The following is a 21,891-nucleotide window of genomic DNA, read 5'->3' as shown; positions in this document are numbered from 1 at the left end:
GCGTCGGCGACATATGTGTCTGCTTAAGGTGCATTTCGATACGATCCAACAGTTTCAATTGAGGTCTCCTCGAATCATAAATTCCTTGCGTTCTTGTTATGTTCCTAGTAGGAAGATTGCATATTGTCTAGGATAAATCCTATTGAGGGGTCGAAAGGCACAAAAGATGGATGATGTACGAAAAACTCTGGACCGGCTGATCCGCGAAAACGGGGATGATTATTCCGGCCTCTCAAAAATGCTTGGCCGTAATGCAGCCTATATCCAGCAGTTCATAAAGCGCGGCACACCGCGCAAACTGGATCCGGAGGACAGGCTTAGGCTGGCGAGCTTTTACGGCATTGACGAACAACTCTTGGGCGGGCCACCGCCAACCGGCAGCGACGGTATGGTCGAAGTCCCTGTGCTTGATGTCAATGTTTCTGCAGGACATGGCGCGCTTGCGACAAGTGAGGATAGGAAAACGCGTTTCTCATTCGATGAACGCTGGCTGCGCAAACTGACACCGGCGAGAGGCGTCAGCCTATCGGTAGTCCGCGTCATGGGCGATTCCATGGAACCGACCCTGTCGGACGGTGATGATGTGCTCGTGGACGCTTCTGATCATGGTTCGCGGCTCCGCGATGGGATCTATGTGATGCGGGTTGATGACACGCTGGTGATCAAGCGAATTGCGCTGCGTCCTGATAGTCCCTTCATTACCATTGCCAGTGATAACCCGACCTATCCGACCTGGGAGGATGTTGATCGCAGCACCGTCCATATCGCAGGTCGCGTGCTTTGGTTTGGTCGCGCGCTTTGAGAGGAATATCGCTCTGAGCTATTCTAAATCCCCATATCCAATGGCTTGCTGTGCTCTTTCTCAAGTTCTCGCTGGTCCTGTTGCGGTTCTTTGGGCGCAAGTTCATTTCCTTTGGCAAGCCCCGTGGCAGCGGCTTTACCAAGACGCTTGGTCACTTCGAGCGCCGATGTTTTTGCGCCGTCATTCTTTTCAACCGCCGTTTCCAGTTTCTCGCGGTTATCAACAATTAGCGTCAAACCATCCCGCAATCTGGTAATCGTAACCAGAAACGTCTGCTTGTTGGAAAGATTGCGTTCACGGCTATCCATGACGGCGATCCCGCGATCTGAGGTTAGCCCTTGAGCCATATGGGCATTGAGCGCGTAAGCCAGATCAATGCGTTTGAGCATCGGATCATCATGGCGGAGCCGGTGTTCGATGCCGGAAGATGTTCGCAAGCTAACATGCTTGGCATCAATGTCTGTGATGCTTGCCTGATCCGCATTGAACAATCCGCGTTTGTGATCGCTATCGGTCCAGCGGATTTTATCACCGGCATAAATATCAAGATGCTTCTTTTCATAGAGAGCAATCTGGTCTTCAGATGCATTGGCGCGAAGTTTGCTGACCTGAAAGCTCCGCTCCCTGCCCCTGTGATCTTTCAATACAAGCTTCTTTGGGCGTTCATCGACCGAGACGACATCATATTGCCCTTTGCTAAGGCGCTGACTTCTGTCCGGAGCTTTAAGTTCAATCATCATGCCCGGTTTGTAGCTGTGAATATAGCGCAGTTCTTCGCGGGTGCTGTTGACCCGGGAGAAAGTTTCCAATTTGAGTCCGCGTTTGCCGAGCTCACCGTTTTGTTTAAGCCCGGTCTGGACCGCTTCATTGACGGCGGTGCGCAGCGCCCGACCCGAAGCATAAATGGCCGTGGATTGCCGTTCGTGCGGAGAGAGCGCGAGCCAGCGTTCGGCAGCGATCAGGGCGCTGCCCTCTTTGGTTTCGATAATATGGTCCTTCAAATAGGACATGGCCTCGCCGATATTTCCGGCCTGGGCTGAATATTGTGCGCGGCGTAATATTTTATCACGCGCGCGCAAATTGGTGATCATTTTTGCGGTATCAATGCCCGAGGCCTGCACAAGCGCGAAGGGCTTGCCGGCATCGACAGCGCCAAGCTGCTTCTTGTCCCCGATCATCACCAGACGGTCTACCTCGAGCAGGTTTGCGAGCCGGACCAGCTTTTCTTTTTCGACATTGGATACCATCGAGGCCTCGTCGAGCACCAGCACATGGTCTTTCATGGCGGCTTTGGCTTCTGTGAGAGCATTTTTATCCGCTCCCTCCTGTAGGAGGTTTTTGTGACTTCCGATGAAGCGCGCCAGGGTCATCGACGCAATCCCGGTATCGCGTTCGAGCATCTGGACGAGCGTATTCTGGACGGCGAGACCCAGAACCGTTTTACCATTCTCGCCAAAAAGCTGCGAGACGGGTTTAAGAAGGCTGCTCTTGCCTGCCCCGGCAATGCCCTGCACCGCGATAATGCGGTTGGACGATGATAATATCATCCGGCCTGCGGACTCTTGTCCTTCGTTAAGTGTCATCCCAAAGTTAAGACCCGCGACCGCTTGCAGCTGATCGCCTGCCATGCCCGATGACAAAAAAGGCTCTGACTTGCCCCTGCCCGCTTCAACCTGTCCAATTATCCGCTGCTCGGTCTGCAAAGCATCACGCGTGGTGACAAAATCACGGTCGCGTCCTTTGCCCCGGACGAGCTCACCTTCCCTGACCAGCGCCCGTACACGGCGTTCGACATGGGCAATGGATGTCGGTAGGCCAAAATCCAAAGCTGTCTTGTAAACATCATGAACCCCAAAGGCTGCTTCGCGCTGCGCCAGATGGCGAATGGCTGAAGCGGTCGCCTGCGCTGCAGCTATCTCTTCGCGGGGTTTGTTCAGGATATGCACTGGCACCAAAGGATCGGCGGAAGGCTTTGGACCAAATCCCTGAATTTTTTCTGCAAACGCGCGCAGGAAAATCATCCCTTTTTGCGCCAGCGACAGATTGGGATTTTTATCAACCTCCAAACCAGCTGCGCGAATGTTCGCTTTGTCGATCAATCCGCCAAGATCGAGATCCATCGCCCGTGCTGCTTCCTGCCATGTTGTAGACAAGGCATCCCTGTCCTTTATGGCTTCTTTGGGCGCACGGGTGGCCAGAGCGGCAATCTTGCCAGCTTCCAGTCCTGGTCCCCGGCGCGCATCAAGCACCTCCTGTCGGCGGGTCGAAAAGGCCATGACCGCTTCGCGCGATATACCTGCGGCTTCAAAATTACCGTGCTTGCCTTGATGGGCAGGCTGATAGCCAAGCTTTTCGATTTCAAGACGAAAGCGCGCCATCGTCATGCTGTTCAGAAGCGTGTTGTTCGACCAGAGCTTGTCATTATGCAGCGCCCGCCATTTGGCGTCCGGGCCTTGGGTGATATTGGCGACAACCGCGTGAAAATGAACATTGGGTTCAGAATTGCGATTGGTATCATGCTGGAACAGTCCAATGGTGAGATTGCCGGAACCAATGGCCTTGATCTTGCCGCGAGAAAAAACCCGTGTTTCGGCGATATTTTTCTCGGCCCATTGCAGCGTCTCGATCACCGCCGTCCGGTAAGCTTCGATGATCCGTTTATCGCCGCCCACCAGAGCGATTAACGACCAGCTTTTGGGCAGCGAGAAAGTAAGATCGGTTCCGGCGCGGTGATATTGTTTATCGCTGCCAACACGCTCGCCATTTGGCAATTCACCGCGCAGCAAAGCTTCAAAGCCGCTCGCGTCCACCTGGCCCTTTAAACCTAACCGCTCCGCTCCTTCTCCGATCCACTGACCGGACCGGTCGGCATCGGCTTTGGTATAATAGTTATCCGCCGCAAAATAAGTTGCAGCGCCGCCCGCAGAGCGAACATTGGAAGCGGAGAGCATAGTCCATTCCTATCATTGAACGCGCCCTCCACCGCGCAGGTTTCACATGTCATATTCGCCGATATCGCGGTCCGGCTCATCACGCACAGCGCCCTCACGGAGATCCCGGCCAGCATCACGCGGCAGACCGCTCAGCGACCGGGCCTTGTTCGGTGGATCGGATGGATCAGGCAGATCAGAGCGCTGCTGTTTGTCATCTTCGGGAGACGGTGATGGCGCCTGCTCATCCTTGCCGAGCGATTTAATCGGACCATCGGTAGCGGGATCCGCTGTGTTGCCCTTCAGTATTTTATCTTGAGGCTCATCGGACAACTGGACGTCGGTGATTTCTTCGGGCTCCCGAAAGGCAAACTCCTTCTGATCGGCCGCAGATTGTTTAACGCCTTCGTCATTGTCATCGGAGTCCGCTGCTGGCTCCTCCTCCCCGCTGTGGCTATTTTTAGCCGTCCCTTCAGACTTGGAAGACGGCAGTGGTTCTTTGCTGGGTGCGCGAGGTTTATACAGTTCATCGGGCTCATCAAATGCCCGCGCAATAAATCCTTCTGCCAGACTGGGCCAGGATTGCGGGACCAGTTTAACCGGCGCAGCGGGGAAGCCATCGGGGAACTTGATGTAGCCGTTGAGCCGCGGCAAGTTCATAAATTGATCGGGCAGCAGCAGCGGTTCGATCTGCCTTCTGGGGGTTAGACTGACGGCATCACGGGCATTATTATAGCCGTAACTATAGCCTTCTTCCATGTCGCGTATCTGCCGGTGACCGATAAAGTCTGAGCACCATGTTGCCGTTTCCCGGTCGGCTGTAGCCAGTATTAATTTGGTGCGCGCAAGCGAAGACAATGTCATCGCCATATTTTCACCATACACCTCCTTGAGTTTGGCAAATGCATGAATACCAGTCACGATAGCGCCGCCAAAATTGCGGGCCGTTTGCAAACCTTTTTCCAGCGCTGGCAACCGGTGCAATGCGCCCAGCTCATCAATCATGAACCACACCCGCAAATCGGATGTCCGGCTCATCGACATGAGGGTATTCATCGCAGTGTCCATCCACAATGTTAGCAGCTTGGAACAGATACTCATGTCCACATAGCGCGCGGATATAAATATGATCCCGCCGCGTTCGCATTCACCCTGCACCCAGTCGCGGATTGAAAAGTGCGGACCATGTTTGGGCAGCAACATCAAAGCCTCGGCATTTGCATTAAGCACAGCCCGGATTGAGGTTGCCATCCGGGCCGCTTTGGGCGCGGTCAGTTGCTCCGCGACAGTACCCTTTAGGAGCTTATGAACATCTGTGAGATCGGCCGTAATCAGCTTGTTTGCGAGCGCCTCGTTGGTTGGCGTTCCCGCCTTCATCAGTTGCATGCAGGATTGCACAAATACCGAGCGGGCACCAATAACCCAGAACTGGTCATCGCCGCCCCCATCCTGGGGTACTATTGCTTCAGCAGCGCTGTGAAATTCGGCAATGGTGCTGCAATCATTGAACACACTCCATTGCGGACAGCGGGCATCAAGCGGGTTCAATATGACATCACGCGAAGGGTCATAGAAATGTTCGATAAAAGCGCCGGTCAGATCGAATATGACGGCGCGCTGTCCCTTTCTGCGGGCCTCGTCTATCATCTCCAGCAAGGCAACGGTTTTACCGGTTCCGGTGGTTCCGATCAGCATCGCATGGCTCTGTTCAAGCCGCCAGGGATAACGAACACCTGTAATTGCAGAGGGAGTATAATAGCCCGCCGCATCGAGCCCATGCTGCCCTGCCAGTCGCCAACGCCGGCCTAATTCGGCGCGCATTTCCCTTACCTGCTCGCTAGCATTATGGCGGGTTATTTCCGCTTGCAGCTGGGGCAATGTTGCAAGCTGCGCTCCGCGTTCATGTTTACTTTCTTTCGACCGTCCACCAAAATATTCAGCCACCCAATAAAATAGTATAAAGGCAGGCAGAAACAGCAATACGGAGATGGCCAAAGCCGTCCGGAGCGCAGTCCATAATGCTTCCATTGCGCGCACGACAGGAGGGAAGTTCTGAACCGTTGAAATCGCCATTTCAGTGCTCGCGCCACCGGCAAGATCAAGATTAACCGGCTTGGTAGGATCAAACTCCATGAACCCGTAGAGCGATGCATAAAGGTTCATGCCGGCAAGGTAGCGCTGATGGTCGGTGAGGCCAGATGTTACCTGCCAATAGCACATCCCTAACAGGAGAATAGCAGCGATAATGAGAGGGGCTTTGAGCCCACTTGCGAACATGAATCCAAAGTGCCCGAGAAGCTGGCTACCGCGCGTGAAATTGACCAGATTACGCTTCATCACGACCTCCATTCGAAGAGGCAGGAGCAAGCCCCAATCGCTGCAGGCGGCGGGCATAGGCATCATGGGTTTTTTGCCGAAGCGAACTATCTGGATGGGCAGTCAAAATGGCATCAAGCGCTACGGACGAAAATACAATCTCGCGGGCTTTGTCGAGGCCTTTTAAAGCGTCGCTATTACCTTCATCCTGCGCAATATACGCCGCCATCACAAGATCACGAATGAAGACGCTGACACATTCCCCGTGATCGTCAGCCTCCGACCTGACCCACTGCGCCAGCGGATAAGAAAGATAGGTTTGTAAGCAAATATGGTTGGTCATACTCAGGTTCCTTGACGTTCAAGAACCTGGTTCACCCTTCGAAAAGCCCAATAAGAATAAATCGTGAACAAGTCTAAGTCAATCGGTTATATATCGCTTTTTATCAATATGTTATGCTGACGTGATTGGGGTAAGACTTGCCCAAAACCCACCAAGTCTTAGAGGATTTGTCTGTTACATCGGGCCATTTTGGAACTTAAACAATTGATATAAAACAATATACCCAAGGCAGCGAGCTGCGTACGGTGTGCGCTCTTTTGTTCCCAGCTCGGCAGTAAATTTCTAGGAATTTTCTCGATTACATCATGTGGCGTTATGCCACGTGGATAGCATGGATAAAAACGCGCGCTGATGCTTGACATCGGCGTTCCACAATTACCCCATGGCTAGAATTACAAACTAAAGCACGAGCAAAAAATAAGGGCAGCAGAATGGGGATTCCGCTGCCCCTATGTCACCCGATTTGGGTGTTTTCCATATCAACGCCAGCCCGGGTCGCAAATGGCCAGAATCGATACGGAAATTCTGAATAATCTTTATTCCTGATAGTTAGCAACTCGATTCCCGGAATGATTGTATGGAATCGCCTTTCGGCAAAGTACCTTGTATTTCTCCCTGTTAGGTTTAAGCCAACCGACAGTGCAGAAAATGTCTTTCAGGCCGACGGTCGGGGGGCTAGGTTTGAAAGACATTTTCGGCGCTACCACTTTCTGAAGCGAACAAAAATAGTGGCAGAGACCGTTTCCGGCCCCTGCCCTGTGTGCCGTCCTTAGAATTCATCCAGCAGCGCCCCATGGACAGTATGGACAACCCGGTTCATTGCCCATGTCGGTAGCGCGTTATAATCTCCTTCATCCAGTGCTACATAACCCTGGTCGTCGTCCTCAACGACATGCTGATCAAAGAAGCTGTGTAGAGCCCTCCGTTCCGCTGTTTCTACTGCCGCAAAATAGCTTTGTGCATCAAATACCGTATCTATAACCTGTGTCATACTACCTCCTGAAATTTGTCAAAATGACGACAAGTCTCGTGATGCGTGAAGGGTTACCGGGTCACAGGACCGGCTGGAACAGGCGGCCGCGAAGCGGCGATGGGGGAAACGATTTTATCGCGTAAGGCGGCCCAGCCGCCGGAGCGGTAAAATGGTGGGGCCCCGTCGTCCTTTACGCGGTGGCCCTTCGCGCATCATACTTGGACTTCAAGTGAGCAACCCCTCCCCAAATTCGTATTCCACATCCAGATTACATTCGCAAAAATCATTTTCCTACAGGTGGGACAATATGCAATTACGGAGTTTCAAGGGGTCAACACTGAGAAAAAGGAAATCTCATGACCAGAAAAACAGGTGCGCTGGCAGCGCTCAAAAAGCTTGAAAGCGAACGCGCAAAACTCGACACAAAACAGCAAGAGCTGGAGACCAAAGCGGCAATCGAACTTGGACGGATGTTCTTGGGAACCGGCGTCGAAACGTTCAGCGCAAAAAGTCTCAAGCGCATGGGAACAGTTCTTGGAAAAATGAACGAAGAGCAGGCGCTAGCCACACTCAAAATTGGAAATTCTACTTCAGCGCGCTAACTCCCTAAACACGCATGTGAACATAAAAAAGGCCCCGCCGGGAAACCGGCGAGGCCTGATTGATTAAGCATGAAGATCAAGGATTATTCACCGATATCGGGTGCATCCTTGTTATCCTGGGAAGCACCGCGGGTGAGAAAATCCACCTTATCGGCAAGAATTTCGCAGCCATAGCGTTTGATTTTATCGGCATCTTCCCATTGCGTATAATGCAGGCGCCCTTCGATCGAAACCATCTGGCCCTTGGTACAATATTGGGCAACGTTTTTGCCAAGACCGTTGAAGCAAGTGATACGGTGGAATTCTGCATCTTTGACCGTAAAGCCTTTTTCATCCTTGTAGGTCTTGCCTTCACTGTTGCGGGCTGGCCGATCGGTTACGACCGAAAGATTTGTAACCGTTGTACCACCGTTTGTTTCCCGGCTTTCTGGATCGCGAGTGACACGTCCAACCAAAACTACGATATTTGTCATTGTTATTCTCCTGATATTAATCTTCAAACCGGACCATTCCGGCTTGCGAACATCCGTTAGAAACAGGGAGAAGCGGGATTGCACCGAAGGGAAACCAGCTTTGTCCGGGTGGTGCGGGCAGCACCTGAAAGGTGCAACACGGCCGGTAACAAAGCTGGTTGCAATGCGGCTGACCTGGTTCAGGAAGGTTCGCGAAAAAGCCGAATTGGTCACGGTTGATTTGATCTTCAGGAGACGCTGACAGCGCGTGTTTTGGATCCGTCAATCACGATTGAAGCAAGCATGTTTAACGGCTGGCTTAGTGGTTATATATTGGGAACCCGCCTGCAACACCGGCACACGTAGTACGGAACAGGCTGCGCGTGAAAAAGCCTTACGCCGCCATATTCGCTTCAACGGCGACGAGCTTTGGTTGCCCTCGCATCATCCAGGCCTGTGGTTCGATCAGCCGCGCCCAATCCGCAAACGAGGGGATGGTTCCCAAATCTTCCATGACATGCTGTTCGCCGATCAGGCGGACAGGAACCTCGCGGCCATCGGCGTTAACAATGGTCGTACCGAAGAGTGATTCCAGCATGAATATACCTTCGGCATGATGCCGGAGCGCCCGGTGACGCGGGTCCGCCAATATTTCCTTCGATTTATCAAACCATTGATGCAGGGGCAGATAATCGCTTGCCTCCCCGCCCCATTTACGGACCGAAGAAAGCGCATGATAATGACAATGCGACATTATTCCTCTCCGCCGATTTCTGTTTCGGTATAGTCGGTGCTCCGAAGACTACAGCACAGTGCCATCGTACCCTCTTCAACCTCGATCCTGAAGATGCCATAGGCTCCTTCATTGATTTCCCATCCCGGATGATGAACTTCCAGCGCATCATAAGCGAGAGTTTCAAGCGCTTCTGCCAGTGGCATGGATTTACGCATGATCATGGTCGAACCAATCTCAAAAATTTCAATTGCAACTTTGGTATCGGAACAGTCGATTGGTTTGTTATCGTTCGAATAATAGGTAGCACCTTCCAGACAACCACTATCGCCCATACCGTCATAGTTGAGCTCAACGCTCGCTACATTTGCTTCTCGCAGCCCATCAAGAATAGCTGACTTGTTGCGCTGAAAAGACTGGATCAAACGCGCATTGCGGGTTTTCTGTTTGTCGAAATAGTCCGTCATCCATTCCCTCGTTTCCATGATAAATACCTCCGGTTCTGTTTCAGCCGATCACACCGTGTGTCCGGCTCAGGGAAACCCGAGCCTCCTTTCCTCTCAGCGAGAAAAGTCAGCGCCGCCAAAGCGGTGCTGACTCGGACAGCCTAGCTGCCTGTATCGGCTGGCTTTGTCTTGGGACTGACGCCAAGAGGCCCGCGCCGATCAACGACCGTGATACGCCGTCTCTTGGCTTCGATGACCAAACGTTCCAATACGCCATTCCCGGGAAATGCAATGACGTAGCGAGGAGCGAGCCCCAGCATCTGTTCATTGCGTTTGAAGCCTGCTCGTGCGCCCAAATGGCGATCCAGCGAAAAGGTAAGCTGCGCAACGCCGCGACGCTCAGCCCAAGAGGCAGCTAAACGGTCGGCACCCTTGCCATCTCCGCCATGGACCAACACCATGTCACCAACGGAATTATGCACCTTGTCGAGCGTGGCCCAGACATTGTTGGCAAAAGTCTTCGCATCTTCAGTACTGTCTTGCTTGTTGCGGCCACCAGCAAAGATTATTGGCGCACCCTCGGGCATCAGCGCTTTGCGTCTGGACTGGCTGCGAGCTTTGAGAAAATCCCGCCCCTGAATGACGGCAGAGGTCAGCATCGCCCCGTGGCTGGCGCGGGAACTGGAAACTGGTTTCCAGGAGCTGTGCGTTTCATCGAGATAGAGCGCTGCTGCAACCTCGCGCATTTCTTCAAAGGCGACCATGGAGGCTTCTGCGGCTTGCGCGCGTTCTATCTGCTCTTCCAGGTTGCTGGTATGAACTTCCGATCCATCAGCAGATGCGATGAGTGCCCGGACCTCATCCGATGCACGGTCAAGCTGCTTTGATTTACGCTGCGCAGCGCGGTGGAAGAGATTGACGAAGCCCCATCCGAGATCTTCAACGTCGGCTTCAAGAGCGGTATCGGTAAAGACAGCGAATAAATCCGACCAAACAGCTGCAAGTGTCTGCGAGATAGCATCCTGAGCTGGAAAATCCGATGATATAAATGGGGAACTGCTGATCGTGAGACCGGAAAGGTCAAGACCAGCAAGTTGCTGTTTGAATAAATTGTCCATGATGTTCTCCTGATATGCGGGAGATGTTCGGCACCTTGCCGCTTTATCCCGCAAGAGCCCGAAAGGAACGTCAGGGCGCATGACGCACCGCTTGCCCAAGCGGGGAACCTCGCGAGACAAGGCTGGCGCGGGCCACACGGGCCGCAGTCCTCGCGGGGTTGCGTCAAAGCCCTGATGGTCCAGGGCCTCTCTTGCGGGGAGAAAAAACGGCTGGATGCTCAGTCTACCATCAGGAGATTATGGGATCAGTGTCCAGGCGAACTTGGTAGTCCGAAAATCTTCGGTTCAAAGGCGTAGCTTCCCCCGCCCGGAAAAGCCGCAATGGCGTTCAGTCGCCCCTGCTCAAAACGGAAATGCCAGGTCTGGCGATAATCCGGTGTCTTCCCGGCGAATATGGACGGGTCAAATATCGCGCTATTATATCCAGCATCCGGATCTCGCACCGAGACTGTGCGAATAAGCTGCGCATCTGCTTTGCGAGCTACATCAGCAAATTCCTGACAGGTTTTGTATTCGTTGGGATGCACCCAGTCTGATGCTTGCGCGTCAAATGGCGGCCTGGAAAGATCAACCGCGCGTAAGGTCGAAACAGCAACGGAAAAACTCAGATGCTCGCTGGTCCGGTTCCCCGGCACAAAATCCGGTGATCGGCTGAAAAAACGCAGTCGCCAATAGGCAGTCTCTGCAATCGCTGTGGCTTCGGCCTCACTGGCATAGAAAATGCCGGGACGCTCATTCGCCCGCCGGAACCGGCTCAGACTTTTATGACCGTATCGAAAGGGTGAAGCGAGAAGATAATGCAGACCCTGAGCAGACTTCGGAAGGTCGGGTTTTGCTGCTTCGGCAAGCTCTTCAAGGCGTGCCTGATCTTCGAAGGTTTCCGCCAAGCGATTGGTCGATATACGGTGCTGCGCTTCGACCACCCGCCAAACGGTTTTGCGGTAGCGGCGAAATTCAGACGCGAGCGCGGTGGGCGTCCACATAGTCACATACCGTCAAAAGTCCCTTGAAACTGTCGATGAGATCAATCGGCCGCGCCTCGAGATCAAGGTTATGCGATGTCAGCCAGGATTTGGCTGCATCATCATCACTGCCCATAAGCGCGTCCAGACTGCGGAACAGCCGCAGGAGAAACTGCCCAGCTTCAAAAGATTTGGATGCAGGATCCAGAAATGTTTTTCCCGAACGAAGCCGGGAAATGGTTGCTTCCGACAGGCCCAGCACCGCACTTAATTTGACATTGCTCAGGTTCCAGAATTTTGCAATTCTACCAATTGCAGAACTTAGCAACCTATCATCGCTCCGTTCTATTTTGAGTGCCCGTTTAGTCATTTTCATTTCTTTCTAATGAATGTATTTTACAATAATCTTTCATTTGCAAGATTGCAAGTTTTTTGCTCAATCATGCGGCATCGGATAATTCACCAGACTCTTGTTGCACATAACCGCCAAGGCTCAACAGCAGATTTGACGCCTCTTCCGCGCGCGCCGCCGCTGTCAGTATAGCGCGATCATCCTTTTTGAGCAGCTTTAGCCAACTGGCGATATAGCTTGCATGATTATCCAGATGTCCGACCGGAAGGCCAAGCTCCGCGCCCAATATGGCACTGGAAAGCTCTGCTACCAGCTCTTCGGCGGCATAAGCAGCACTGCCAAAACGGTTCTTGAGATCACGATTCAGGCGCGACTTATGGCCTGACCAGTGACCAAGTTCATGAGAAAGGGTCGCACAAAATTGGTCATAGCCATCAAACAGACTGATGGGCGGCATCGTAATACGGTCAGCTACCGGTTCATAGTAGGCGCTGCTGCCATGCTCGCGGGTATTGGCACCAATTCGCGCAAAGAATTGATCCAACTCTTCCGCTCGTCCCTCCGGTTCGATATCCAATACTTCAGCCGTGGGATGGTAGCGTTCGGGCAGACCGTCGCATTGATCGGCATTGAATATAGCATAGGATTTGAGCACGCGGCGGGTTTCCTCCTGCGCTTCACCATGATCCGCAGCTTCGACTTCTTTGGTATAGCTTTTGTAGAATATGGCGATGGACGATTTTTCGCCCTTGCGGACCTGACCGCCAAGCGATGCGCATTGCCGGTAGGTCATCCAGTATGGCGCGCTATAGCCGTTCTCTTGCGCCATCATCCAGAGCCAGAATACATTCATTCCGCGATAGGGCGTACCGCAACTGCGCAAGGGCCGTGAGACTGGAAGTCCTCTCCAAGGCTGTATCCAGGGTTTTGTTCCAACTTCCAGTTTTTCAATGATCGCGGCGGTGATCCTTGCGGCTGGGGATATCTTCGGTGAGAGATATGATCTTTTGGGCATGTGTATTCTCCTGAATATATCCAGCAAAATTGCCGGATCAGACAGGCCCAAGCCCCCCTCTCCTCTCTCATCAGGAAGTCAGGCTATCAATATAACTTGCAATTCTGGAACTGTACTCCATAAATGCAAGGATGATTAACCGCCGAATCCACGATATTTTGCTCGAAAGACTGGATGAAAGTCCAGCAGTAGCCTTGCTTGGGCCGCGTCAGGTGGGTAAAACGACTCTAGCGCAGGAAATTGGTGAAAGCGGTCCTTCCCTCTATCTCGATCTGGAATCGGATGCTGACCGGTCCCGATTAAGAGAACCGGAGCTTTATCTTGGCAATCATGAAGACAAGCTTGTAATCCTCGACGAAGTTCACCGTGTTCCGGATCTTTTCCAGAACTTGCGCGGATTGATTGACAAAGGGCGTAAAAAGGGAAGGAGAACGGGCCGGTTCCTCCTGTTAGGATCAGCATCTCTGGACCTGATGCGCCAGTCGGGCGAAAGTCTGGCGGGCCGCATCTCCTATCTGGAAATGCGGCCACTTGACCCTCTGGAAATTGATCCAGGCGATTTGAATGAACTTTGGGTAAGGGGTGGCTTCCCGGACAGTTATCTTGCCAAAAGCAATCAGATGAGCCTACGCTGGCGCAGGGATTTTATCCGCAGCTATCTGGAGCGGGACATCCCGCAACTGGGACCGAGAATTGCCGCTGAAACACTAAGACGTTTCTGGGTCATGCTCGCGCATCATCAATCAGGCTTATTAAATGCTGCCGATTTCGCAAGATCATTGGGGGTCGATGGAAAAACGGTTGCATCCTATCTTGACTTGATGGTTGACTTGCTGCTCGTTCGGCGTCTTGAGCCCTGGCACAATAATACCGGCAAAAGACTGGTCAAATCTCCGCGTGTTTATGTACGCGATAGCGGCATTGTTCACGCGCTACTGGGCATAGACAGTCTCGAAGCCCTGCTTGGCCATCCGGTCGCCGGAGCCAGCTGGGAAGGATTTGTCATCGAAAGCCTGATCGCTGCCGCACCTGAAGCTGCGCTGGCTAATTTTTACAGGACATCGGCAGGAGCGGAAATCGATCTCCTTTTGACGCTGCCCACAGGCAAACGATGGGCGATTGAGATCAAGCGAAGCTTGACGCCAAAATTGGAAAGAGGCTTTTACAACGCCTGCGACGACATACACCCGGATCGCAAGCTTGTCATATATCCAGGCTCCGAAAGCTATCCTCATTCCGAGGGCATTGAAATTGCATCACTCCCGGAAGTTGCCGGTCAACTGGCCGCGATCCGGTAACCGCCTACTGCCATGATTTTGATGAAAAGAAGCGGCTTGCCTTAAAAAGGCAAGCCGCTTCAGCCAGAAGACCACCTGTCAGGAGGAGGATCAGGCAGCCTTGTCGGCTATCTCTGGAATATCTTCTGATGCGCCGGCTTCCGAAGCTTCATCTTCCAAAACTTCATCAGCCGCAGACAAATCAGCAAAGCGCATCGCATCGGGAACCCACCGCGCAGCTTGCTGTTTGACTTCAGCCTCTGCGATGAAGTTTCCGGAGAAGATGCGTTCGGCGGTTGCTGCAAGATCGGATTTTTTGGACGCGCCGTAGCGGTTTGAAAGCTCCAAACCGCCGACCTCATGCATGCCGTCAAGCGTTTTGGCCTTGGGTACACGGTCAAAATAATTGGCCGCAGTCGGTCGCCACCAAGCCGCCATATCGATTTCCAAGATACCGCCCAGATAATCGTGCATTGAAACTTGGCGATCGCCTTCAACATTCAGGCTCGCAATCAGCGTTCGCGAGACAACATGGCCGAGCCACGCGCTGCGCGCGTCATCGCTGAGCTCCCGAAATGCCACGAAACGCTCGACATCGGTAGTGCTAGCTTTCCAACTTTCATCCAGCGATCCGCGCAATTCCGCTAGGCTTGCACTTGCCGGTGCATCCTTTGCCTCGAAATTATGCGCCGGACCATTTGCAACAGGGCCTTTCAGCGTCGATGCCTCCTGTGCCCGCCAGTCATGGCTGTCGCTATCCGCAAGCGTAAAGATCATAAAATCGAGCGCGAGCGCCGGATCGCTTGCCACATGAAGCGACAAAATATCGCGCCGCTGCATCGCCAGTTCATCGACAAGGCGTTTGGAAAGCGCCGTGCGCTTGGGTTGGGCGGCCTCGCCTTCCTCGACTAGTTCAACGCCTTCATCTTCATGCTCGACATCAACCTTGTCCGTATAATATTGCGGAACCAATGTCGGTATCCCGTCGTTACCAAGTGCCAGAAAAGCGCCTGCTTCGCTGCGAAGCGCATCGGCCAGAACTGGTTTGCGATCATCCAGCGAGCGCATTTCCTGTTCGATTTCCGACACGCGTTTCTCGGCTGCGAAAACGTCATCTTCGCTGCTGTCTTCATTTTCGAGGATGACAGCTTCGCCGTCATATTCGATTTCCAATTCAGACAGACGCGCGATTGCCTCCTCGCTAAGCGGTTCAAGCTCGGTAGGAAGCCGGTTCAAGCCTTCGACAAGTTCATGCGAGACATAACAGTCGAGCGTCGGCTTTACCCAAGCAAGACCATGCTGATCTTTGATCTCGTCGGATCGCCATTCCATTTTCTCAGCAGCGAGACGTTCAAGAAGAGCAACGTCAACCCAGCTTTCAGTTTCATCATCATCGAAGAGCTCCCGGTCGATCTTGCCGCCTGCCTCGAGATAAGCATCGCGTCCGACCAGAACGGCGCGGGGATCGCTGGCCTGGACACTGGCGTCCAGAACCATGCGCCGGATGCTGTCGGAATTTACGCTGTAATATCCTCCAGAGACTTCCTCGAACACCTGGGCCTGACGTTCGACATCCGAGGTCGCGCCGTAAGCTTTTGCAATATCAAGCGTGATGTCACCGCTTGCCAACGCCTCAAAAACCACTGGTGCGAGCTTGGCGAGCCGCAAACGCCCTTCGACAAAGCGAACGGTCTGACCAAAGCGAATGGCAACATCTTCAACGCTTGCGCCGTCGTTCACAATATCCTGAAACGCTTCGGCTTCATCAGCCGGATTGAGTTTTACGCGCTGGAAATTCTCGGCCAGACTGATTTCCCGGATTTCATGCGCTTCGCCGTTTTTGACCAGACATGTGATCGGCTCGGTCTTCTTAATCGCTTTGTCCTTGGCAAGTGCCTTCAACTGGTTGAGACGGCGGCCACCTGCCGTGACCTCAAATTTGCCGCGCGCAATCGCGTTGACGACCAGATTTTGCAACAATCCTCGCGCAGCAATATCCGCCTTCAGCCATGCATCGGCTGCCGGATCAGTCCGCTTGCGGACATTTTTCTTGGATTCAACGAGTTTGTTGAGTGGAATAGATTTGAACATTTTTAACTCCTGATTGATCGAACTAACGATTTTCGGCGACCATCGCCAAAACCGGGTTCAAAAGAGCCAAGCCTCCTCCCCTCTCATTCTTAGAGATCACGCGTTCGCTTTCTGGTGGTTTGAGATTGAGGGAGAGCGGAAGCGCTTAGGCAGTCAGTTTTTCCAGTATCTGCGCTGCTTCATTGACCGGCACGAATAGACGCGTGCGGTAGCGGATAATCTCGGTGAAACAGCCTTTGGATTTATACCAGACGAGCCGCTCGGCTGAAAAGCCCGTCAGTTCCAGTCGCTGGCTGCCATTGACCAGTGAGCGTTTGGCCATAAGGTCATCATGGCTTTGAACTGAAAACGGCTTGCCGCTTTGCATCACCATTTCTGCAATCCGGGAGGGATTGATAGTCTGGTTCATGTCGAGACCAAAGGCCCGTGCGAGATCAGCCATATCGAGTTCGGAAATTTCGCGGCCAATGATCGAACGCCCGTCGCTCGCTGCAATGCGGGTGACACGAACAAACTCTCCGGGGATTTTATTCCAGACTGGCAGCAGTAATCCGGTGGCGAGATGTACGCGTTCATGGGCCGTTTCCATCGCCGCTTGTTCTTCCTCATCCATCCAGCCTTTTCGGAAGCTTTTGAAATCGACCTGCTCCCAAAGGCTTTCCGACAAAGCTTCGAGTGTCCAATTTACCGATTTTAGCGGCCTGATCAGGCGGCGGCGTTCGATTGTCTCTCCCTCATCGGTGATCATACGCCGGGTCGGAATAGATAAGGCGACACCGCCCGAGCGCGCGTTTTGCAGCAGATGGATATTTGGCAAGCTGAAATCATATAGTTGGTACAGTCGCTTGAAACGGAGCGGTTTAAGCGGGCGCTGTGTTTCCAAGGTCACAAGATGCGTGGTTGCGCCAGAAATACCATCCGTTCGCAGAAGCTTGTCTGACATAATTTCAAATGTATCAACCGCAATGGTTTCAACGCCCATATCCAAAGTTCCCGCTTCACGCGCCGCTTCGACGCGGGCTTCGATCAGCGACAGATATTCATCAAATATTGCATTCTGCAGAGCGATGGGCAGCGCCAATATCCGGTTTAGCCAGCGCTGGATGGTTGGCAGTTTTTCAGCCAGATCACCATCGGGTGTTTCAAGCTTAAGGCCCGTGACATCCTGAAAGCGGTCCAGTGATACGGCATCCAATTTACCTGCATAAAGCAGGTGGAACCAGCTAGTGAGCGCGTCGCGAGCATATTCGCTTTCAAGATTATCAGCCGGGTTAAACAGGTTTTGACCGCCTGTTTGTCTTTGGCCGCGAGTCAAAGCGCCAAGGCTGTCGAGGCGCCGGGCGATGGTGGAGATAAAACGCCGTTCACCTTTGACATCAGTGGTTACGGGCCGAAAGAGCGGCGCGGATGCCTGGTTGGTACGATTGGTGCGGCCCAAACCCTGTATGGCATTGTCGGCCCGCCAGCCCGGCTCGAGCAAGAAATGCACGCGCCGCTGCTGGTTTTGTACGTCCAGATCGGCATGATAGGACCGGCCTGTCCCGCCTGCGTCAGAAAATATAAGCACGCGCTTCTCGCCGTCCATAAAGCTCTGAGCTTCGATTAAATTCGACCGCGCCGTGCGGCGTTCGAGACGTTGACGTCCGTCGCTGCCATTTACAAGCCTGCGGGTCCGGCCCGTCACTTCGGCAACATGATCTGTTCCAAAACGTTCGATTACCGCATCAAGCGCCGCCCAAATGGGCGGAAGCGCGCACAGCTTTTCGATCATCGCGTCTCTTGCCTGAACGGCGCGCGGGCAGAGGACTGGATGGCCTTCCGAAGTGGACATAGGCTCTGATCGCAAGTTGCCGTCATCATCGAGGAACACCTGCATCAAACGGACCGGAAAACTTTTGGCCAGATAATCAATGACATATTCGCGCGGGGACAGGTCGATATCAAGCTGCTCGCGTTCTTCAGCACTGAGATCGGCAAGTCTGCGGTTGAGCATTGCCTCGGCGGTCGAGACAAGCTGCACAACGGCGGAATGTCCCTCTTCCAATGCCTGTTCGATCGCCGGGAGCAGGCTGGGAAGTTTCATCGATAGCAGCAGCTGCGCGAAGAAACGCTGCTTGGTACCCTCGAATATCGAAAGCGCCGCTGCTTTTGCATTTCGGTTAAGCGTATCGCCGCTATCCTCATCAACGATCCGCGTGGCTTCAAGGGCCGCCTCGAGATTCTTGTGAATAATCGCCCAAGCCCCGGCATAACTATCGTAAACCGATATTTGTTCCTTGGTCAGTTCATGTTCGAGAAGCTCATATTCAACGCCCGCGAAGGACAAGGCGCGGGCCAGATAGAGACCTTGGGATTTAAGGTCGCGCACGACCAGTTCCATCGCAGAAATACCGCCCGCTCGGATATCGGTGAGGAACGTGTCATAATTGGGAAAGGCGGTTTCCGGTCCCCACAATCCAAGACGCGCCGCATAACCAAGGTTGGCAATATCAGATGCGCCGGTTGCTGATGCATATAATACTCGCGCGCTGGGCAGAAGATTTTGAAGACGCAGACCTGCAATGCCCTGTTCGGATCCTTTGACTTTGCCGCGGCTTCCCGTTCCCCCCAGCGCACCCGCCATCGCATGAGCTTCATCAAAGGCTATGACGCCATCAAATTCCTGCCCTGCCCATTCCAATATTTGAGCAAGTCTAGTCGTATCCATCCTGCCCGAGCGCAGCGTTGGATAGGTGACAAATAAAATCCCGCCTGACATTGAAATCGGCCTTCCCAGCTTCCAGCTCGAAAGCGACTGGATATCAAGCGGCAAGCCGCCGAGCGCGGACCAGTCCCGGCGGGCGTCCTCAAGCAAGGTCTCGTTTTTGGTAATCCAGATATGACGGCAATGACCCTGCAGCCACCGGTCCATGATGACACTAGCAATCTCTCGGCCCTTCCCCGCGCCAGTTCCATCACCTAGGAAGAAGCCAGTCCGATAACAGAAACCCTCTTCGGACGGTTCCAGCCCAGAGCCTTTGTTGATTGGCCTGTAAGTACCGGGCAAATCGCGGGCGAAGGCGTTTACTGCATAAATAAGCGTTTCGCATTGTGCATCGGAAAGAAGCTGTTTCTCCCGCCAGTCTGCCGGAACCAATGGCTGGTGCTGCGGGACTGGCGCAGCAACAGACCCCATCGCTACCGATTCCACCAGTGGGGTCGGGTGAACGGGAGCATTGGCGATTGATATCCGGCTTGGCCGATAGGCTAGATAAATGCCTTTTTGCTCCGGTGTTGGTGCCGCATCGCCGAGAACTTCAAAGATGAGTTTTTCGGATATTTGCGAGTCTGGAGAGGATTTGGAAACTGGCGCGACAGGGCGTTTCGAACGATCGTTCGATACCAGCGCGAATGGCTTTGCATTGGACCTGGAAGTTTGCGCCGTTGGTTTGGAGGTAGCGCGAGCGGGCAAAGCACAGCAGGCTCTGTACAAACCCTCAAAATCAGCGATGTCGATTGGTGTTACGCATTGCTCGGAAACAAATTTATCGAAGACCACCAGGCGCACGGTGATGCCGGTTCCCCGGCGGGCGAAAGATCGCATGATGCGCGCATCCAAACGCAGAGCGCAGGGAGCAGGATCGTTTTTAGCAAATATGGTCGCGTCAAAGCCTTCGGGCATGATCGCGACAAGCCGTCCGCCTGGCGCCAGACGCCGCCAGGCAGAGCGCAAGTGCCGCAGGGCTGAGCGGTAGTCTTTGCCCCGTTCTGCGCTACGGGCAAATGGCGGGTTCATTATGACAAGATTTGGATTGTGGCGCGGTGGAAGCAGTTCGTCGATCAGCTCGCCATCGTGTGAGGAGAGCGGAGCGCCCGGAAACAGCTCGTTTAGACACGCACCGCGCAGGCCGTCGATCTCATTGAGGATTAGCTTCGCGCCAACAAGATGCGGCCAGATGGCGAGAATTCCCGTTCCCGCGGATGGCTCGAGTACGATATCTTCGGGCTTTGTGCCCGCTGCCAAAGCCATAGCCCAGGCAAGCCGGGCGGGGGTCGAAAACTGCTGGAGGGCAATCTGGTCATCATGCCGGTTATGTTGTGGCGGAAGAACTTGCTCCAGAGTTGCGAAGCATCTGTCGGCTTCAGCAAAATCGGAATGGAGTGAAATACCGGAATGATCACGAAGCCACATCAGTTCGGCCAGCTCGATAGCGCAGCCGGACATTTTTACCGACCAACCATCTGTCGCGTCGCTGCTTCCGGTGAAGGTCTTGAATATGGCATTAATGTCTTTTCGTGTGACTTGGGAACTTGTCTCTAGACGACCTGCTATTTCGTGAGCGGCTTTGATTATTATTTCGCTGGCCAGATCCTGTGTATCGTCAAGTTGCAACTGTGCGTTTTGTAGAGTCATGATGGTTTTCCTCCGTTAGGCACGGACAGACCTCAGACGGCCTTCTCGTGCACAAACAGCGAAAAGCCCCCTTTCCTCTGGATCACAGGTGGACCGGGTTAGGTGGAAGCTGCGTTTGCTCGAAACAACTCATTATTCCAGTCATCGCCGCGCCGGCTAGGCCGGCGCGCTATAATGGACCGGCCGGGCATCTGAAAATGTTCACGGGCCTTGGCTTCGGCAAGGTCGCCGCCAGCGTCATGATCCACGAAGAGATAAAGCTGCTTCACGCTTTCCGGGATGGTAACGATCCCAAAGCGCTCATTGCCCAATGTTGCCCAGGTCGGGATGCCGGTCAGCTGCGTCGCGGACATGGCGCTTTCTGTGCCTTCTGCCAATCCCAGAACACCATCTTTGGGTGGAAAAAGGCGCACAGCCCCGGTCCCGAGGGATCCGAGTGCGCGTTTGGGTTTTATGAAATCAGACTGGCCTGAACCATCGGGAAGCAGGAATGTACGGTGAATGGCCATAATATGCGCATCGGTGCGCACCGATGCCAGCATCGCTGGTAGAAAGCGGACATGGCTCTTGGGACCAAGCGGCGTGCGTTCGAGGAAGCGCAATTCTGGAGAAGTAATACTAATCAGGCGCTTTTTGAGATAAGTCCGGGCAATAGTTCCTTGCAGGCGCTGAGCCTGCCGCCAGAGTCGCTGTGCATTGGCGCTCGGCTTTATCTCTTTGGGACTTGTTGCGGGAATTGGAATGGAGCTTCCGCTGAACAGACTGCGCGCGGGCACACCTTGGCGCTCAAAACCCGCAAGCACCTCTTTCTGCGGACACCCCGCAAAACAGTGAAAGAGAATCGCGTTTCGGCCGATACTGACACCAAGCGACGGCGTATTATCATCATGTGCCGGGCAGCAGCACATTCCTTTGTCATTTTTCCAATAGCCTGAAAATTTTTCACAAATCTGTCTGGCAGTATTCTCGAGGGATGATGTGGGATTAGTCAGGACGTTACGGGACATCGAGGAGTTCCTTGCATCTGCGCCAGTTCTCCCCTTCCCGGCAGCCTCCCCTCTTCAACACGTAAGAAAACACTTTCCT

General features: G+C 53.5%; 17 protein-coding genes. 3 read left to right on the top strand and 14 right to left on the bottom strand.

Going from position 1 to position 21,891, the window contains the following annotated elements:
• The first annotated feature begins 166 nt into the window (after positions 1-166).
• Complete coding sequence (locus tag HUO14_RS12705; protein ID WP_176280143.1) at positions 167-802, top strand: S24 family peptidase; 636 nt, start codon at positions 167-169, stop codon at positions 800-802.
• Between the two features lie 23 nt (positions 803-825).
• Here the strand turns inward: HUO14_RS12705 and mobF are convergent, their stop codons facing one another.
• The 4 genes from mobF to HUO14_RS12685 all read right to left on the bottom strand — a co-directional run bounded on the left by mobF (position 826) and on the right by HUO14_RS12685 (position 7,382).
• Positions 826-3,753, bottom strand: a complete 2,928-nt coding sequence (gene mobF, locus HUO14_RS12700; RefSeq protein ID WP_176280142.1) for a MobF family relaxase — start codon at positions 3,751-3,753, stop codon at positions 826-828.
• A 42-nt stretch (positions 3,754-3,795) separates the two neighbouring features.
• The gene (locus HUO14_RS12695; RefSeq protein ID WP_176280141.1) at positions 3,796-6,069 is read right to left on the bottom strand and encodes a type IV secretion system DNA-binding domain-containing protein; all 2,274 of its coding nucleotides are present in this window, start codon (positions 6,067-6,069) and stop codon (positions 3,796-3,798) included.
• Entirely contained in the window at positions 6,059-6,391 is a 333-nt protein-coding gene (locus HUO14_RS12690) for a hypothetical protein (protein ID WP_100092291.1), read from the bottom strand. Before HUO14_RS12690 ends, HUO14_RS12695 begins: the two co-directional genes overlap by 11 nt.
• Before the next feature lie 769 nt (positions 6,392-7,160).
• Positions 7,161-7,382 carry a hypothetical protein gene (locus tag HUO14_RS12685; RefSeq protein ID WP_089132038.1) on the bottom strand — a complete coding sequence of 74 codons (222 nt, stop codon included), beginning with the start codon at positions 7,380-7,382 and terminating at the stop codon, positions 7,161-7,163.
• A 338-nt stretch (positions 7,383-7,720) separates the two neighbouring features.
• Between HUO14_RS12685 and HUO14_RS12680 the strand changes: the two genes are divergently transcribed.
• The gene (locus HUO14_RS12680; protein WP_100092310.1) at positions 7,721-7,966 is read left to right on the top strand and encodes a DUF6437 family protein; all 246 of its coding nucleotides are present in this window, start codon (positions 7,721-7,723) and stop codon (positions 7,964-7,966) included.
• A gap of 83 nt (positions 7,967-8,049) precedes the next feature.
• Here the strand turns inward: HUO14_RS12680 and HUO14_RS12675 are convergent, their stop codons facing one another.
• From HUO14_RS12675 to HUO14_RS12645, 7 genes are all read right to left on the bottom strand, one after another.
• A complete protein-coding gene (locus tag HUO14_RS12675) occupies positions 8,050-8,439 on the bottom strand; it encodes a single-stranded DNA-binding protein (protein WP_100092311.1) in 390 nt (129 codons plus the stop codon).
• Positions 8,440-8,812: 373 nt separating this feature from the next.
• Positions 8,813-9,172: a DUF6915 family protein gene (locus HUO14_RS12670; protein ID WP_176280140.1), complete on the bottom strand. Its 360-nt coding sequence runs from the start codon at positions 9,170-9,172 to the stop codon at positions 8,813-8,815.
• The gene (locus HUO14_RS12665) at positions 9,172-9,636 is read right to left on the bottom strand and encodes a DUF6878 family protein (protein ID WP_173202589.1); all 465 of its coding nucleotides are present in this window, start codon (positions 9,634-9,636) and stop codon (positions 9,172-9,174) included. Before HUO14_RS12665 ends, HUO14_RS12670 begins: the two co-directional genes overlap by 1 nt.
• Positions 9,637-9,758: 122 nt before the next feature.
• On the bottom strand, positions 9,759-10,715 hold the full coding sequence (locus HUO14_RS12660) for a DUF2493 domain-containing protein (protein ID WP_176280139.1): 957 nt from the start codon (positions 10,713-10,715) through the stop codon (positions 9,759-9,761).
• Between the two features lie 245 nt (positions 10,716-10,960).
• The gene (locus HUO14_RS12655) at positions 10,961-11,698 is read right to left on the bottom strand and encodes an RES family NAD+ phosphorylase (protein ID WP_100092315.1); all 738 of its coding nucleotides are present in this window, start codon (positions 11,696-11,698) and stop codon (positions 10,961-10,963) included.
• Positions 11,670-12,005 (bottom strand): MbcA/ParS/Xre antitoxin family protein, encoded by a 336-nt coding sequence (locus HUO14_RS12650; protein ID WP_246255562.1) that lies wholly within the window; start codon positions 12,003-12,005, stop codon positions 11,670-11,672. The genes HUO14_RS12655 and HUO14_RS12650 overlap by 29 nt, the downstream gene beginning before the upstream one ends.
• 112 nt (positions 12,006-12,117) lie before the next feature.
• The gene (locus HUO14_RS12645) at positions 12,118-13,044 is read right to left on the bottom strand and encodes an ArdC family protein (protein WP_176280138.1); all 927 of its coding nucleotides are present in this window, start codon (positions 13,042-13,044) and stop codon (positions 12,118-12,120) included.
• Between the two features lie 131 nt (positions 13,045-13,175).
• Between HUO14_RS12645 and HUO14_RS12640 the strand changes: the two genes are divergently transcribed.
• A complete protein-coding gene (locus tag HUO14_RS12640) occupies positions 13,176-14,342 on the top strand; it encodes an ATP-binding protein (RefSeq protein WP_173202588.1) in 1,167 nt (388 codons plus the stop codon).
• Positions 14,343-14,432: 90 nt separating this feature from the next.
• Here the strand turns inward: HUO14_RS12640 and HUO14_RS12635 are convergent, their stop codons facing one another.
• The 3 genes from HUO14_RS12635 to HUO14_RS12625 all read right to left on the bottom strand — a co-directional run bounded on the left by HUO14_RS12635 (position 14,433) and on the right by HUO14_RS12625 (position 21,812).
• Positions 14,433-16,412, bottom strand: a complete 1,980-nt coding sequence (locus HUO14_RS12635) for a ParB/RepB/Spo0J family partition protein (protein WP_173202587.1) — start codon at positions 16,410-16,412, stop codon at positions 14,433-14,435.
• Positions 16,413-16,557: 145 nt separating this feature from the next.
• Entirely contained in the window at positions 16,558-20,805 is a 4,248-nt protein-coding gene (locus HUO14_RS12630; RefSeq protein ID WP_100092319.1) for a strawberry notch-like NTP hydrolase domain-containing protein, read from the bottom strand.
• Between the two features lie 98 nt (positions 20,806-20,903).
• The gene (locus tag HUO14_RS12625) at positions 20,904-21,812 is read right to left on the bottom strand and encodes a DUF7146 domain-containing protein (RefSeq protein WP_100092320.1); all 909 of its coding nucleotides are present in this window, start codon (positions 21,810-21,812) and stop codon (positions 20,904-20,906) included.
• Positions 21,813-21,891 lie beyond the last annotated feature (79 nt).

It is taken from the genome of Parasphingorhabdus flavimaris (genome assembly GCF_013371215.1).
GTDB lineage: Bacteria > Pseudomonadota > Alphaproteobacteria > Sphingomonadales > Sphingomonadaceae > Parasphingorhabdus > Parasphingorhabdus flavimaris.
Note: the sequence above shows the minus strand (reverse complement) of the source record. Positions and strands in the feature narration are given on the sequence as shown.